Source organism: Maritimimonas sp. 2210JD6-3, from assembly GCF_056591795.1.
This window is the reverse complement of sequence record NZ_JBWQOJ010000038.1, coordinates 13784-29684: the sequence shown is the minus strand read 5'-3', so window position 1 is coordinate 29684 and position 15901 is coordinate 13784. Positions and strand designations below refer to the sequence as shown.

Sequence of the window (15901 nt, the reverse complement as noted above, 5' to 3'; positions counted from 1 at the left end):
CATAACTAAAATTTTAATTATGAGAAAAAGACTTTTTTATGGCTTTACATTGTTATGTGTTATAAGCTTACTTACTTTAACTGGATGTAATAATGATAATAGTTCTACTTCAAACCCATCAGCAACCAGTAAAAAGCAACGTGTTAAACAGGTTGCAAAGTCGGTGGTATCTAAAAGTACTACCGAAGATGAAGATTTTGCTTCAGAATGTATAGCAGATTTTGACTGCTTTGAATTTGTGTTTCCATTAACTGTTACAGACGGTAGTGGCAATACTACTAATGTAAATAACGAAGAAGAACTTTTTGATTTTTACGATACACTGCCCGAAGATGCAACGCCTGATTTTGTGTATCCTATTACAATTAAATTTGATGATAATGAAGAACAAGCAATAGCAACTGTAGAAGCTTTAGATGATGCGTACAATAAATGCTTTGATGAAACTGAATGTTTTGAACTCAATTTTCCGTTAACTGTTACAGATGGTAATGGTAATAATACCACCGTAAATAGTGAGGAAGAGTTGCATAATTTCTACGATACTTTACCAGAAGATGCTGAACCTACATTTGTATATCCTATCACCATAACACTTGCCGAAGACGGAAGTCAACGAACAATTACTAATGATGAAGAGTTTGATGAAGTATATAGCAAGTGCTACGATTTTGAAGATTTTGACGGATTCGATGATGGAGATTTTGAGTGTTTTAGTATCAAATTTCCTATTACAGTAGGTTCTTCAAATAGAAATATAACTATAAAGTCTGAAGAAGAATTAAACGACTATTTTGAAAATCTTGGTGAAGGTGAAGAGCCTCAAATTAATTATCCTATTACAATAGTATTACAAGACAATTCAGAAAGAGTTATCAATTCAGATGATGAGTTTGACGAAGCTTTTGATACTTGTTTCGATGAAGATGTTGATATCGAAGATTGCTTTACAATAGAATATCCATTAACATTAATCAAAGAAGATGGGACTACAGTAGTAGTTAATAGTGATGATGAGTTTGATAACTTTTTAGATGCCTTAGGAGCTGAAGAATATTTTGATATTGGTTATCCTTTAAATGTAAAGTTAAACGATGGCACAATAAAGCAGATAAATAATGATGACGAATTTATAGCGCTCGAAGAGCAATGCTTTGGTACAGATTCTTAACTGTATTTTAGAAATAAGGGGATAGATTCTATAGAAAATCCCGGTGCAATGACTAACATTTGTACCGGGATTTATTTTTAGTAATAATTTACAATACTCGAATAGAGCACCCTATAGCTTTTGTTACCTTTTTTTCTATAGGCTTACCCTCGGCCAACGCATTGATGGCGTTTTCTAAAAATCTTTCTTCAACGGCATCTGCGTCACGAGAATTGTCATCAATAGCACCTATATATTTTACTACTCTATCTTTATCTAATAGATACACATGAGGTGTTTTAGTAGCACCATATTGAGGAAATATTTTTTGTCCGTCATCGTATAAATAAGGGAAAGTAAATCCTTTTTCTTTAGCTCTCACAATCATTTTATCGAAACTATCACCAGGATAAATTTTAGGATCATTAGGATTAATAGCGATCACTGGATAGCCCATTTCTTTATACTTTTTATCTAAAGCAATAATCCTATCTTCATACATCACTGAATACGGGCAGTGATTACAGGTAAAGATTACTACGAATCCTTTCGCATCTTTATAATTGGCCAACGAGACCATGTTACCATCGATATTTTTCAGAGAAAAATCTGTTGCTAGATCGCCTACTTTATAACCTCCAGATGTTGCAGCAGAACCTTTATACTTAGATTGAGCCATCACTATACTAGTTGATAGCATCAAAAATAACATTACATAACGCATACTATTTAGTTTTATTTATTTAAAAAAAGTTGAGATTTCATCACTTAATTCTTTTGCCGAGCTATATTCTTTTTCGGCAAAACGTTTTTTATTTCCTTTTAAAAATAAGGTAGCAGGAATGGCACCACTCCAACTAGGATCCACTTTATCAATCCATTTTGAAGCTTTACCATCTGCCAATAAAATATGATTCGCTTTTATATTTCTTTTTTTTAAAAAAGGAATCACTCGCTTTTCAAGATCTTTTTCTCTATCAAGACTTACCAATACTAATTCTATACCTTTACTTTTAGATGAGTTTTGCCATTCCATAAAAAAAGGTAATTCTTCAACACATGGTTTACACCAAGTCGCCCAAAAATTGATAACCCTTGCTTTATCAGGATTTTTTATAATATCGTTTTCAAAAGCCTCAAAAGTTTGATACACTCTAACTTTTGGTAGCGTTTCTTGCGCAATGCTAATATGTACAGAGCAAAAAAGCAATAACATAATAAGAACTTTTAATCTCAGATGTATATTAGTAAATGGTTCTTTCATTTTATTATTTATTTAACTGAATGAGATCAATATTACTTTCTTTTACTTTCTCATTCAGTGTTTTTACGTCAGTAGTAAATATTTTATACAGTGCAGTAAGCTCCTTATCTATTTCTTTTACAATTTCATTTTTAAATGCTACTGCTTGATCTGTAGGACGATAATTACCTATAGACGTTAGCGAATTTAAATGCCCTAACTTATTATTCAATCGAATAGGAAAATTCAACGGATCTTGATTACTTCTGTTTTTCGTTTGATATAATTTCTTTTCGATATCAGAAACATCTTTAGATACTTTTGATGCCATTTCTAATAAATCTTTGTGCTTTTTTTTATCAGAGATCGATTTTTTTAAGTTTGCTACCTGATCTTTTACCTTCTTTACGTTTTTTAGTGCCTTATGAATTTCGGTAAGCTTATCTCTTACTTCGACAATAAAATCAAATTGTGCTTTAGCATCGGCATCAGTAGCTTTTGTTCTAGGATCTTTTAAAATCGTAAAATCTTGTGACTTTGTAGTGCCATTTTTACCGAGTTTTACCGTGTAATTACCAGGTAAAGCTCTGGGGCCATTTAACGATGCCCACCATAAGATCATACCTTTTACGCGTTCGGCACCTTGATACATCATATTCCATTGAAACTGATTGCTTCCTTTTTTAACGTTTAATTTTTCTTCTTTTTTATCCTTATCAGGATGGGTTGAAAAACGCTTTATTAATTGTTTAGAGTTATCATAAAATGCCAACGAAACAGTATCCGCTTTGGCGGTATCTTTCAAATAAAAATTAACAAGTACACCACCTGGGTGATTTTGCCCATTCGTTTTAGATTTGGCACCATTACCCCCACCTAACCGATAACTATTCATAGGTTTATATAAAAAGAAGTCTTCATTTATAAGGTTGGTGTTTAATTGATGTAACGGCGTAAGATCGTCTATTAACCAAAAAGAACGCCCTTGTGTTGCGGCAATAAGATTATCATTTTTCACAGCGAGATCGGTAATGGGAACCATGGGTAAATTCATTTGAAAATTCTGCCAACTCGTTCCATCATCAAAACTAATATACATACCTCTTTCGGTGCCTGCATAGAGTAATCCTTTACGTTTCGGATCTGCACGTAATGCTCTTGTAAAATCTTCATTGCCAATGCCATTGGTTATTTTCCTCCAAGTCTTTCCGTAGTCGGTAGTTTTGTAGATGTAGGGTTTGTAATCTCCCGTTTTATATTTGGTTCCTACGATATAGGCTCCTCCTTTAGTAAAAGGGTCGATTTCGATACAATTGATCATCATCCACTCTGGCATATTGGTAGGAGTTACATTTTGCCAATCGTTACCACCATTTTTAGAGATATGTACTAATCCATCATCAGAACCTGTCCAAATCAGGCCTTCTTCTTGTGGCGACTCAACAGCAGCAAAAATAGTAGCATAATATTCAACACCCGTATTGTCTTTTGTAATAGGACCGCCCGAAGGACCTAATGTTTTTGGATCATTTCTTGTAAGATCAGGGCTTATAATTTCCCAAGACTGTCCTTCATTGGTTGTAATATGCAAATGGTTGGAGGCTGCATATAATTTTTTCGAATTATGAGGTGAGAAAAATATTGGGAAATTCCATTGGAAACGATATTTAAAATCTTCGGCACCATGCCCCATTGGGTCATCTGGCCAAACATTAATAGCTCTAACTTCTTTAGTTTTATGATCTACACGTGTTAAAAATCCACCATAGCTACCACCATAGACAATATCATTATCAGTTGGATCGACAGCAATATGGGCACTTTCACCACCTGCGGTAGCTTCCCAATCTTTATCGGTGATATACCTTCCATCAGTTCGATGTGCAATTCGTACGGTTGAATTATCTTGTTGTGCTCCATAAATTCTATACGGAAAGCTATTATCTGTAGTTACTCTATAAAATTGAGATGTGGGTTGATTGTGATAGGTGGTCCAATTTTCACCAGCATCAAAACTTACTTGTGCACCACCATCATCAGCAATAACCATGCGTTGATTATCTTCGGGGGCGATCCAAAGATCATGATGATCACCGTGTGGTGCATTAAAGGTTTTGTATGTTTTACCGCCATCGGTAGATTTGTGATATTGTACATTCATCACATAAACAATATTCTCGTCTTGCGTGTCGGCATAAATTCTTGTGTAATACCATGCTCGTTGTCGTAATTTACGCTCACTATTAATGAGTTTCCATGTTTTTCCCGCATCTGTAGATTTATAGACACCACCCTCTTTATTCTCTACGAGTACCCAAACGTGATCTGAATTTACAGGAGAAACAGTCACACCACTAATTCCCCAAAGCCCTTTTGGGAGTCCTTCATTACTTGAAATGTTTTTCCAAGTATCTCCTCCATCAATACTTTTCCATAATGCAGAGCCTTCACCACCACTAGAAAGACTATAAGGCGTTCTTCTTATGTCCCAAGTAGAAGCATAAAGTATGCGTGCATTATTAGGATCTATCACTAAATCAACAGCACCGGCATCAGCACTTGAAAATAAAACACGTTTCCAATTCTTGCCACCGTCAATAGATTTATAAACACCTCTTTCTGTGGATGATTTGTATAGGTCGCCAAGTACAGCAGCATACACAATATCGGAATTTTTAGGATGTATTCTAATTCTTGGGATATGTCTTGAATTTTTGAGCCCCATATGTTGCCATGTCTTTCCTGCATCTACCGATTTCCAAATACCATCACCTGATGAAACATTACCACGTACAGTAACTTCACCCATACCCGCATAGATAACATTAGTATCCCATTCACTTACGGCAACGGCACCTACTGAACCTCCGAAAAATCCATCAGAAATGTTTTGCCAAGTATTTCCAGCATCGATAGTTTTCCAGACACCACCTCCAGTGGCTCCCATGTAAAATAGATTGGGTTTTCCCGACACGCCAGTCACAGCCGCACTACGCCCCCCTCTAAACGGACCAATATTTCGCCATTCTAAGGCATCGTAAAATTTTTGATCAAATTTTGTTGTGTTTTGCTGTCTTTTTCTTTTGTATTTTTGAGCTTCAACACTAAAGCTTGTTAGTAGTAGTATGCTAACAATGAGGAAAGAAATTTTTTTCATGATTAAGTTAGTTGAAATGTAAGATATAAATGTACTAATAAAAATTAATTCATTAACTGTATTTTAATGAATCTACACCTAAATTACTCTGATAAACAGATAGTTAAAAAAAATGTTAAAATTTCTGGCTCGAAAAGTGAATCGAATAGACTACTTATTCTTAATCAGCTTTACGAAAATCTATCTATAGAAAATTTATCAAATTCTGATGATACACGTACTATGCAACAAATATTGCGTGGTGCTAATAATCTAGCTGATGTACATCATGCGGGTACGGCTATGCGTTTTTTAACTGCTTACTTTGCAACACGAAAAGACAAAGAAGTGGTGTTAACAGGTTCTCAGCGTATGCAACAGCGTCCAATAAAGATTTTAGTAGATGCACTCATAGATCTTGGTGCAGATATAACGTATTTGAATAAAGAAGGATATCCACCCATTAAAATAAAAGGTACAAACCTTAACAAAGGCAACGTTGCCATTGATGGCAATGTAAGTAGTCAATATATATCGGCGTTACTACTCGTAGCCCCAAGTTTAGAAAAGGGTTTAGCTATTGAATTGGTTGGCGAAGTCACCTCGAGACCTTACCTTGAGATGACCTTAACGTTGTTAAGTCAATTAGGAATAAAGTACGCATGGATTGGTAATATCATTACAATATTTTCTAAAAAAGAGATTGAAGATAAAACAATTGTTGTCGAATCTGATTGGAGTTCGGCTTCGTATTACTATAGCTTGATAGCATTGAGTGAAGTTGATACTGAGGTAATTTTAACTGCTTATAAAGAAGATAGTTTGCAAGGTGATTCTTGTTTAGTTGATATTTATAAAAAATTTGGTGTAAAAACTATATTTCATAGTGATTCAATTACGTTAAAAAAAGAAAAAGTTTCACAATCAGAATCTATAAAATTAGACTTGGTACATGCGCCAGATATTGCTCAGACAATTGCGGTTACCTGTTTTGGCTTAGGGCTTAATTGTGATTTAACAGGACTGCATACACTAAAAATAAAAGAGACAGATCGTTTAGTGGCTTTACAGGTAGAGCTACAGAAGTTAGGTGCTGAAATTGGCATTACTGATAAGAGTTTGCATTTAAAACGAAATAAGATTATCAATAAAAATGTGACCATTCAAACTTATAACGATCATAGAATGGCAATGGCTTTTGCACCACTTGCTCTTAAAGTACCTATTATTATTAAAGATGCAAATGTGGTAACAAAATCTTATGTTGATTTTTGGAAGGATGTTAAGTCGTTATTCATTAGTTAATTGTGTTTTATTTTTTAAAAATCTTTAAATTTTCTTTAGACTCCTTTTTTACTTTGGTCATTATTTAAATTATAATGCCATGAGGAAAATATCGAAACAAGTCTTTTTAGTATTTAGTCTGCTATTTTTTTTATGTATCGCTGTTAGTGCGCAGCAATGGTATACAGATTTTGACAAGGCAAAATCAATAGCACAAAAAGGAGATAAAAAATCATCTTAGTTTTCAAGGGCTCTGATTGGAACGGTACCTGTGTTCGGTTGAAGAATGAGATATGGTCGAATCAAGAATTCATTGATTATGCAAAAAATCATTATGTGATGTTAGAAGCAGATTTTCCTAAAAGGAAAGAGAATAAATTATCTCTAGAACAAATAGAGAAAAATAACAAGCTTATAGATGCATACAATCGAGAACGAATTATACCTTTAGTTGCAGTTCTAGATAAGCTGGGAAACTTATTAGGTACCACTGGATATAAAGCAGTAGCGCCAGATAAGTATATAGAATTACTTAATTTTTTTAAAGGTTCTTAAAAACGAAAAAAAGCTCCTAACGAATTTATTAGGAGCTTTCAAGTACTGAAGGCGGGACTTGAACCCGCACGAACATTACTGTTCATTGGATTTTAAGTCCAACGTGTCTACCAATTCCACCACTTCAGCAAATATGGTTTTGTACAGAGCGAAAGACGGGATTTGAACCCGCGACCCCCACCTTGGCAAGGTGATGCTCTACCAACTGAGCTACTTTCGCATAAAACTTTAAATGAACATGCATTGTTTCAAATGCGAGGGCAAATTTAATATATTTCTAACAAACACAAAGTCTTTTTTAAAAATTTTCTCAGCTTACATTGTAATGACTTATTTTTAACACAATTAATCATTAAATATTAGGTATATTTGCACCCGATTTCGAAAAGCACATGCAAACTACGTACTCTTCAACAAAAAACACTTCATTAGTTTCTGTTTTTGACGACTTAAAGCAACTAACAAAATTTGGCTTGTCTATTAGCGTAGTATTTTCTTCAATTGCAGGATATTTATTAGCTGCAGAGTCTATAAATTATTACACATTAGCGATGTTGGCTATCGGTGGCTACTGCATGGTGGGAGCTTCAAATACGTTTAATCAGATTATCGAAAAAGATACCGATAAATTGATGAAACGTACACAAAACAGACCTTTACCTGCTAATAGAATGTCTGTAAATGTTGCCATGACTATAGGTATTATTCTTACGTTAGCCGGAATTGTTATTCTGTATAACATCAACCCTAAAACAGCAATGTTTGGGGCGATATCTATTTTTTTATATGCCTGTGTTTATACGCCCTTAAAATTAGAAACTCCTTTGTCAGTATTTGTGGGTGCTATACCAGGTGCTATACCATTTATGTTAGGATGGGTAGCGGCTACTGGTAAATTCGGAATTGAACCTGGTATGTTATTTATGATCCAATTCTTTTGGCAATTTCCACATTTTTGGGCGATTGGTTGGCTAGGATATGATGAATATAAAAAAGCAGGATTTGATATGTTGCCTACAGGAGAAAAAAATACCAAAGCGACAACGCAAATCTTGTTATATACTGTTTGGATGACGATTGTATCCATCTTTCCTGCATTTGGGGTTACTGGTAATTTGCATTTATCACCCATAGCAGCAGTAATCGTATTGCTCTTAGGAGGGTATATGTTGTTTTTTGCAATAAAATTGCACAAACTACAGACAGACGTAATTGCACGAAAACTAATGCTTGCCAGTGTATTATATATCACGCTCTTGCAAGTAATTTATGTGGTGGATAAATTTTTATAGTAATGGACTTTAAACTCAAAGAAAAGACTTCAAAACAGATGCTGTATGTGTCTATGGTAAGTATGGTAATGACCTTTGCGGGTTTAACAAGTGCCTATGTAATTAGTAGTAAACGTGAAGATTGGGTAACTATAGAAATGCCTCAAGCTCTATTTATAAGTACATTACTTATTATATTGAGTAGTGTGACATTTATATTTGCAAAAAAAGCTATTAAAAAAGCTAATAGGCAACAAACATCACTGTTTCTACTGCTAACCTTGCTGTTAGGTATCGGTTTTGTGGGGTTTCAAATTCAAGCATTTTATGAGTTACGATCGGCAGGATTCTACATGGCTGGAAAAGAAAGTGTTGTATCTTCTTCTTTATTGATGGTAATATCATTTGCGCATTTACTACATGTATTAGCTGGCCTTATAGTGCTATTAGTGGTAATTTATAATCATTTTAAACAACGATACAGTGCTGCTAATTATTTGGGATTAGATTTAGGGGCTATCTTCTGGCATTTTGTTGATATACTGTGGATTTTCCTCTTTATATTCTTCTACTTCATGAGATAAAATAGTTGTCTTAAAACACGAAAAAACATTTTTAAACGTTGGTTTATCTGTATAAGTTTTTTACTTTTGCTCTTTAGAAAAAAAGTGGTCTTTTTAGACTGTAACCAAACTTAAATAAATTATTCTACACTATATGGAAGCAACTGTTACTGCTGATACTTCAAAAGATGGATCTTGGCAAGGTGGTGGTGCTAGACCTTTTGGGGCTAGCTATGGTAAGATGATGATGTGGTTTTTCATCATGTCTGATGCCTTAACATTTTCAGGATTCTTAGTGGCGTACGGTATGATGCGCTTTAAATTTATAGATAGTTGGCCTATTGCTGATGAGGTATTTACCCATATCCCTTTTGTGCACGGTAATTTTCCGATGATCTATGTAGCATTTATGACCTTTGTACTGATTTTTTCTTCAGTAACAATGGTACTCGCTGTAGATGCTGGTCATCAGATGAAAAAGGGTAAGGTCACTTTCTATATGCTGCTTACCATTATAGGTGGTTTGATTTTCGTAGGCTCTCAAGCTTGGGAGTGGAAAACATTTATCAATGGTTCGTATGGAGCTGTTGAATTAAATGATGGCAAGATTGTTCAATTCGTCAACAATGAAACGGGCAAGCAAATTGCACTGAGTGAGTTTGTACATGGTGAAAATCCAACACAACAATTAGAACGAAACAAAGGTGTATGGTTTATGACGACACCTACTATCGCTCCTTATTCAGTAAATCAAGTTGTTGAAAGTTTTAGTTCAAACCCAAATGTTGGCGTTCGAATTGAAAAAATAAACTTAGATAAAAAACAAAAAGTAATTGTTTCTAAAGAAGAAGGTAAGGCATTATTAGCAAAAGCTAAAAGTGTGGTTACTGGAGCAAATCTTAAAGTGAATGAATATGGAAAAACTTTGTTTGCCGACTTTTTCTTTTTCATTACAGGTTTTCATGGTTTTCACGTATTCTCAGGTATTGTAATTAATGTTATTATTTTCTTTAATGTTATTATCGGTACTTACGAGAAAAGAGGACATTATGAAATGGTCGAAAAAGTTGGTCTGTACTGGCACTTTGTAGATTTAGTTTGGGTATTTGTATTTACATTCTTCTATTTAGTTTAAAAAAGATATTATAATATGGCACATAACGAGTCACACGAATCGCATGTAGGATTAATCTGGAAAGTATTTTGGTTTCTTTCGCTTGTAACGGTAATCGAAGTTGTTTTGGGTATCTATAAACCAGAGTCATTACATCTTACGAATTTTTTAGGAACAAGTTTATTAAACTGGATATTCTTAATACTAACATTGGTAAAAGCCTACGGAATTGCTTGGTATTTTATGCATCTTAAGCATGAAAAAAAATGGTTTCGAAGAGCCATTGTTTGGACCTGTATTTTCTTAATTGTCTATTTAACAACTTTAGTATTAATAGAAGGAGATTATATACATAATGAAATGGCTCCATATATAAAATGGGGATAAAAAAATAATTAAGAGCGGTTTTATACCGCTTTTTTTAGCTTGACGATGTATGCTTGACTTTTTAAAAACTAAAAAATTCTGGGTACTTTTTACGATATTTTTCTTTCCGTTAGCATTGTATTTGTTTTTGGTTACAGGCACAAATAACTTTGCTAAACTCCCAGTACTAAATAAAGAAGTAAGTGATGTATCACATCTTATTTCTGAAGATGGTACCGACGTTTCTTTAAAAGAAAAAATATCAATTCTATCTTTTTTAGGAGATGACTTAGAACAATCTCAAACCAATGCACTCAATTTAAATCAGAAAATTTATAAACGTTTCTATGAGTTTGATGATTTTCAGTTTTTGGTATTGCTTCCGAAAGGAAAAGAAAAAGAAGCACAAGAACTTAAAAATAAGATAGCCTTCGCAACAGATATGAAGCACTTTAAATTTTTATTTGGAAGTGTTGAAGAATTAAAAGAGATATTTGAAAGTTTAAATACTACTTATACCATTGCAGACAATGGGTATGCCGAACATGCTTTTATTATTGATAAAGATATGTATTTAAGAGGAAGAACTAATGATGAAGATGAACAAGACGGAATGCTTTATGGGTATTCAGCAGAAACGGTAGCGCCCATACATAATAAAATGGTAGATGATGTAAAGGTATTGGTTGCAGAATATAGAATGGCCTTAAAGAAAAACAGAAAAGAGCGTGATAGCTGGATTAAAAAATGAAGAACAAGTCATACATAGCGATTTCTTTTATCATTTTGGTTTTTGGAATTTACGCTGTGCCAAAAATTGTGGATAGAATAAATAACAAAGAGGTTGTTGAAGATACCAGAATGAACAAGGTTGTAGAAGGCAAGCTTTCGTATTTGGTTATAGAAAATGAGAAGCGTAAAATGCCTGATTTTTCATTTATCAATCAAGATAGTTTGGTAATAACAAATACTGATTATAAAGGCAAAGTGTATGTTGTAGAATTCTTTTTTAGTACCTGCCCAACGATATGCCCGATTATGAACAAAAACATGAAAATTCTTGAAAAAGAATATGGGCAACGAGAAGATTTTGGCATTGCCTCGTTTTCTATAAACCCCGAGTATGATACACCAATGGTACTTAAAAAATATGCAGAAGAATATGAGGTAACTTCGATGAATTGGAATTTTTTAACGGGAAGAGGAAAAGAAGTCTTTGAACTATCTAATACAGGATTGAATATTTTTACGGGAATAAACTCTGATGTTGCTGGCGGATTTGAACATCAAGGATATTTTGCATTAGTAGATAAAAAAGGATATTTGCGTTGTAGAAGAGATATGCATGGTAACTCGATAGTATATTATCAAGGTACAGAAAAAGAGCAGGTAGCATTGTTAAAAGAAGATATTCAAAAATTACTAAAAGAATAATGTCACAAGAAACAATACCGTCAAAAAAATATAATAAGTTGATTGTTGTTCTCTCTATTGCTATTCCAGTTGTGGTGGCATTATTATTTGGGGTGAAACTCGAAAATGTAGAACCACTTACGTTTCTTCCACCAATTTATGCAGCTGTAAATGCACTGACAGCTGTATTATTAGTATTTGCTGTAAGAGCAATCAAAAATAAGAACAGAACACTTCACGAACGACTTATTAAAATTTGCATTGGTTGCTCAGTAGCTTTTTTAGGAATGTATGTTGCGTACCATATGACCTCTAATTCTACTCCGTATGGAGGAGAAGGGGTTATTAAATATATTTATTATATTATTTTAATAACACATATACTGCTTTCTATTGTGGTGATTCCGTTTGTACTAATTACGTATGTGAGAGCAATTACGAATGATATTGAGCGACATCGAAAAATTGCTAAAATTACCTTTCCACTTTGGTTGTATGTGGCTGTAAGTGGTGTAATTGTTTATTTAATGATTTCACCTTATTACGTATGAAAAAGATAACAATTATCGTAGTAGTTCTATTTCTATTTCAAAATAGTATGGCGCAATGTGCCATGTGTAAAGCAGTAGTTGAGTCAGGCGATGCTGAAATAGCTGAAGGTATTAATTCTGGAATCATATATTTAATGGCATTTCCTTATCTATTGGTGGCTATTGCAGCGTACTTACTGTATAGAAATCGAAAGCATTTAAAGTTTTAACAATAAAATAATAGTGTATAACTGTAACAAGTTTTATTTTTAAGCGTCATATTGTAAATTCTAGAAGAAAAAATCCACCAAACTGTTTATGAATTAGCAGTAAATCATATCAAAACATGAAGACTAAATTAAGCCTACTCATAGCTGTTTTAGCTATTACCTTATCATTTGCTCAAGAAAAGAAATGGACACTCAAAGAATGTGTCAATCACGCATTAGAGAATAATCTTTCGGTAAAACGTGCAAAATATACTACAGATCTTAGAAAGGAAGACATCACAACTGCAAAAGGAAACATGTTACCAGGAGTAAGTGCTTCTGCTTCACAAAACTACAGTTTTGGTTCTGGTTTTGATGCCGCGTCAAACTCAAGAGTTTCGGCTGATAGACGTTCTAACAGTTTTGGATTGAATACAGGAATGACTTTGTTTGATGGTTTTAGTATCAAAAATCAATATCAACAATCTAAAGTAGCTTATGAAGCCAGTTTATTTGATCTAGAGAAAATGAAGAATGATATTTCTCTAAATATTGTAAACTCCTATTTAAATGTATTGTTCAATAAAGAGAACTTAAAGATTGCTGAAGCGCAGTTAAAAATTAGTGAACAACAGTTTGAACAGACAAAAAATTTAGTGGAGGAAGGTGTACAACCCAAAGGTAATTTATTAGAAGTAGAAGCTACCAAGATAAATGATGAGAATGCTATTGTTACCGCTGAGAATAATGTGTCTTTAGCATTGTTAGAGTTATCACAATTACTACAAATACCGAATCAAGGTTTTGATATTCAAGATGTGCCCGTAAATGTTGATTCTGTTTCTTTACTATATGATAACACCAATGAAATCTTTGAAAAAGCAGTAGTAAATCAGCCTGAAATCAAAAGTGCTGAGTTAGGTTTGCAAAACGCTGAAACTCAAATTAAAGTTGCTAAAGCTGATTATCTTCCTGACCTCTCTGTTAGTGCAGGTTTAAATACTGTTTATAATCATTTACAAGGAAGAAGTGACGACTTTTTTATTCCTGATCCAAATAGCCCTGGAAATTTTGTGTTAGTAAAAAATGGTTTCTTTGATCAATTAGATAATAACTTTGGACAGTTTGTTGGTTTGAATTTAAGTATTCCAATTTTTAATAGAGGTCAGGTAAAAGCAAATGTAAACAGGGCTAAGATTAATAAAGATATTGCCGATGTTAATCTATCTGATCAAAAAAGGGCACTACGTGAGGCGATTGAACGTGCGTATATCAATGCCAAAGCAACATTAAAGGAATACGAAGCCGCGAAGAAATCTGTAGAAGCACAAGAATTATCATTTGAATATGCACAGCAACGCTATAATTTGGGTGCTACCAATTCATTTGATTTTGAACAAGTACGAAATAGGTTGGTGAATGCGCAAGCATCGCTAAACAGAGCAAAATATAACTTTGTTTTCAGAAGCAAAGTATTAGAATTCTATTATGGTATTCCCATTATAGAAGAGTAGGTTAAATTAGTTAACAGAAAAAGACCTGTTTGGTACTCACCAAACAGGTCTTTTTTATATTTGTACTATGAGTTTGATTTTAAATATAGAGACGGCTACAAAAAATTGCTCTGTTTCGTTGGCCAAAGAAGGAGCAATAATTGCTATTAAAGAATTGAATGATGGCAATTATTCGCATGGTGAAAATCTACATGTTTTTATTGATAGCTTATTTCACGAGAGTGATTATGATTGTAGTGACTTATCGGCTATTGCCGTAAGCAAAGGCCCAGGTTCATATACAGGTCTCAGAATTGGTGTTTCTGCAGCAAAAGGTCTGTGTTTTAGCCTCGACATTCCACTTATTTCTGTATTGACTTTAGAAGTTTTGGCAAATGCTATTGAAATAGAAAATGCTGCTGTAATTATTCCGTTATTAGATGCGCGTAGAATGGAAGTATATAGTGCGGTTTTTAATGCTAATCATGATCAAATTAGAGAAACAAAGGCTGAGATTATTGATACACATTCTTTTGCTAAGTATCTATCAAAAGGTAAGGTGTATTTTTTGGGTGATGGCGCTGAAAAATGTAAAGAACTAATTCAGCATAAAAACGCTGTTTTTTTGGATGGTTATTTTCCTTCATCGAAAGCGATGGCAAAATTATCGTATGCGAAGTACAAAAAAAGCGACATCGAAGATGTCGCCTATTTTGAACCTTTTTATTTAAAAGATTTTTTGGTAACACAGAAAAAATCTTAACCTTCTTTCTGAATTTCTACAGAGTGAGGATACGGTATCTCGATACCAGCTTTATCTAACTCAGTTTTTATATTTTCAAGATTTGAAGAAAATACAGTCCAATAATCTTTAGGTTTTACCCATGTTCTAACTGAATAATCTACAGAACTTTCACCCAAGCCAGTCATTACTACAGCAGGAGCGGGTTCCTTTAATATTTTTGGATGAGAACTAAATACTTTTTCTAAAGTTTCTTTGGTTTTTTTGATATCTGCATCATATGAAACTCCAATAGTTAAGTCCACTCTTCTAACATCTTCACTTGAGTAATTAATAATATTACCATTAGATAATACGCCATTAGGTATGATAACTTCTTTATTATCTAAAGAATTCATTTTAGTTGTAAAAATTTCAATCTCTTTTACAATCCCTTCTTCACCTTGTGCAGAGATATAGTCACCAACTTTAAAAGGTTTAAAAATCATAATTAAGACACCGCCAGCAAAATTAGCCAATGATCCTTGTAAGGCCATACCTACAGCTAAACCAGCAGCAGCAATTACAGCAGCAAATGATGTGGTTTCAATACCAAGTTGACCTAAAATCGCCAGAATCAGCAATATTTTTAAGCCCCAAGAAATAAGATTTAATAAGAATTTTTGTAGGCTTTCCTCATAATTACTACGACTCATAGACTTTTTAACCACGCTCATTAATTTTTTAATGATCCATGATCCAATAATCCATATAACAATGGCACCTAAAACTTTTAGGCCGTATTCTGTTACAAAAACAGTAAGTTGATCTATAATTTTTTCTAAATCCATAA

At 33.6% G+C, this 15901-nt stretch carries 18 protein-coding genes and 2 tRNA genes; 14 read left to right on the top strand and 6 right to left on the bottom strand.

The window, feature by feature from the left end; translation table 11 throughout:
• Positions 1–19 precede the first annotated feature (19 nt).
• Positions 20–1171 (top strand): hypothetical protein, encoded by a 1152-nt coding sequence (locus tag AC1EUY_RS13495; RefSeq protein WP_480196070.1) that lies wholly within the window; start codon positions 20–22, stop codon positions 1169–1171.
• Between the two features lie 88 nt (positions 1172–1259).
• Here the strand turns inward: AC1EUY_RS13495 and AC1EUY_RS13490 are convergent, their stop codons facing one another.
• Genes AC1EUY_RS13490 through AC1EUY_RS13480 form a run of 3 tightly spaced genes read right to left on the bottom strand, consistent with a single transcriptional unit; the run spans position 1260 to position 5550 of the window.
• Positions 1260–1829, bottom strand: coding sequence for a thioredoxin family protein (locus AC1EUY_RS13490; protein ID WP_480196071.1), 570 nt, complete (start codon positions 1827–1829; stop codon positions 1260–1262).
• Between the two features lie 60 nt (positions 1830–1889).
• Complete coding sequence (locus AC1EUY_RS13485; RefSeq protein WP_480196069.1) at positions 1890–2414, bottom strand: TlpA family protein disulfide reductase; 525 nt, start codon at positions 2412–2414, stop codon at positions 1890–1892.
• A 4-nt stretch (positions 2415–2418) separates the two neighbouring features.
• Positions 2419–5550: a WD40/YVTN/BNR-like repeat-containing protein gene (locus tag AC1EUY_RS13480; RefSeq protein ID WP_480196068.1), complete on the bottom strand. Its 3132-nt coding sequence runs from the start codon at positions 5548–5550 to the stop codon at positions 2419–2421.
• Between the two features lie 66 nt (positions 5551–5616).
• Here AC1EUY_RS13480 and AC1EUY_RS13475 point away from each other — a divergent pair, with 66 nt between their 5' ends.
• The 3 genes from AC1EUY_RS13475 (at position 5617) to AC1EUY_RS13465 (ending at position 7368) form a co-directional block, all read left to right on the top strand.
• The gene (locus AC1EUY_RS13475) at positions 5617–6834 is read left to right on the top strand and encodes a 3-phosphoshikimate 1-carboxyvinyltransferase (protein WP_480196067.1); all 1218 of its coding nucleotides are present in this window, start codon (positions 5617–5619) and stop codon (positions 6832–6834) included.
• Between the two features lie 79 nt (positions 6835–6913).
• Positions 6914–7054: a hypothetical protein gene (locus AC1EUY_RS13470; RefSeq protein ID WP_480196066.1), complete on the top strand. Its 141-nt coding sequence runs from the start codon at positions 6914–6916 to the stop codon at positions 7052–7054.
• 38 nt (positions 7055–7092) lie between these two features.
• Positions 7093–7368, top strand: a complete 276-nt coding sequence (locus AC1EUY_RS13465; RefSeq protein WP_480196065.1) for a hypothetical protein — start codon at positions 7093–7095, stop codon at positions 7366–7368.
• A 43-nt stretch (positions 7369–7411) separates the two neighbouring features.
• Here the strand turns inward: AC1EUY_RS13465 and AC1EUY_RS13460 are convergent.
• Positions 7412–7497, bottom strand: a tRNA-Leu gene (locus AC1EUY_RS13460).
• 18 nt (positions 7498–7515) lie between these two features.
• Positions 7516–7588, bottom strand: a tRNA-Gly gene (locus tag AC1EUY_RS13455).
• A 172-nt stretch (positions 7589–7760) separates the two neighbouring features.
• Here AC1EUY_RS13455 and cyoE point away from each other — a divergent pair.
• From cyoE to tsaB, 10 genes are all read left to right on the top strand, one after another.
• Complete coding sequence (gene cyoE / locus AC1EUY_RS13450; protein WP_480196064.1) at positions 7761–8660, top strand: heme o synthase; 900 nt, start codon at positions 7761–7763, stop codon at positions 8658–8660.
• Positions 8661–8662: 2 nt separating this feature from the next.
• Positions 8663–9223, top strand: a complete 561-nt coding sequence (locus tag AC1EUY_RS13445) for a cytochrome c oxidase subunit 3 (protein WP_480196063.1) — start codon at positions 8663–8665, stop codon at positions 9221–9223.
• A gap of 133 nt (positions 9224–9356) precedes the next feature.
• The gene (locus AC1EUY_RS13440; protein ID WP_480196062.1) at positions 9357–10337 is read left to right on the top strand and encodes a cytochrome c oxidase subunit 3; all 981 of its coding nucleotides are present in this window, start codon (positions 9357–9359) and stop codon (positions 10335–10337) included.
• A gap of 15 nt (positions 10338–10352) precedes the next feature.
• The gene (locus AC1EUY_RS13435; RefSeq protein WP_480196061.1) at positions 10353–10703 is read left to right on the top strand and encodes a cytochrome C oxidase subunit IV family protein; all 351 of its coding nucleotides are present in this window, start codon (positions 10353–10355) and stop codon (positions 10701–10703) included.
• 49 nt (positions 10704–10752) lie between these two features.
• A complete protein-coding gene (locus AC1EUY_RS13430) occupies positions 10753–11433 on the top strand; it encodes a hypothetical protein (RefSeq protein ID WP_480196060.1) in 681 nt (226 codons plus the stop codon).
• The gene (locus AC1EUY_RS13425) at positions 11430–12116 is read left to right on the top strand and encodes an SCO family protein (protein WP_480196059.1); all 687 of its coding nucleotides are present in this window, start codon (positions 11430–11432) and stop codon (positions 12114–12116) included. Before AC1EUY_RS13430 ends, AC1EUY_RS13425 begins: the two co-directional genes overlap by 4 nt.
• On the top strand, positions 12116–12646 hold the full coding sequence (locus AC1EUY_RS13420; RefSeq protein WP_480196058.1) for a DUF420 domain-containing protein: 531 nt from the start codon (positions 12116–12118) through the stop codon (positions 12644–12646). Before AC1EUY_RS13425 ends, AC1EUY_RS13420 begins: the two co-directional genes overlap by 1 nt.
• Complete coding sequence (locus tag AC1EUY_RS13415; protein WP_480196057.1) at positions 12643–12855, top strand: hypothetical protein; 213 nt, start codon at positions 12643–12645, stop codon at positions 12853–12855. Before AC1EUY_RS13420 ends, AC1EUY_RS13415 begins: the two co-directional genes overlap by 4 nt.
• Before the next feature lie 116 nt (positions 12856–12971).
• Positions 12972–14348, top strand: coding sequence for a TolC family protein (locus AC1EUY_RS13410; RefSeq protein WP_480196056.1), 1377 nt, complete (start codon positions 12972–12974; stop codon positions 14346–14348).
• 67 nt (positions 14349–14415) lie between these two features.
• Entirely contained in the window at positions 14416–15090 is a 675-nt protein-coding gene (gene tsaB / locus AC1EUY_RS13405; protein WP_480196055.1) for a tRNA (adenosine(37)-N6)-threonylcarbamoyltransferase complex dimerization subunit type 1 TsaB, read from the top strand.
• On the opposite strand, the gene AC1EUY_RS13400 is transcribed toward tsaB, so the two are convergent.
• Positions 15087–15899 (bottom strand): mechanosensitive ion channel family protein, encoded by an 813-nt coding sequence (locus AC1EUY_RS13400; RefSeq protein ID WP_480196054.1) that lies wholly within the window; start codon positions 15897–15899, stop codon positions 15087–15089. The two genes, tsaB and AC1EUY_RS13400, sit on opposite strands and share 4 nt — an antisense overlap.
• Positions 15900–15901 lie beyond the last annotated feature (2 nt).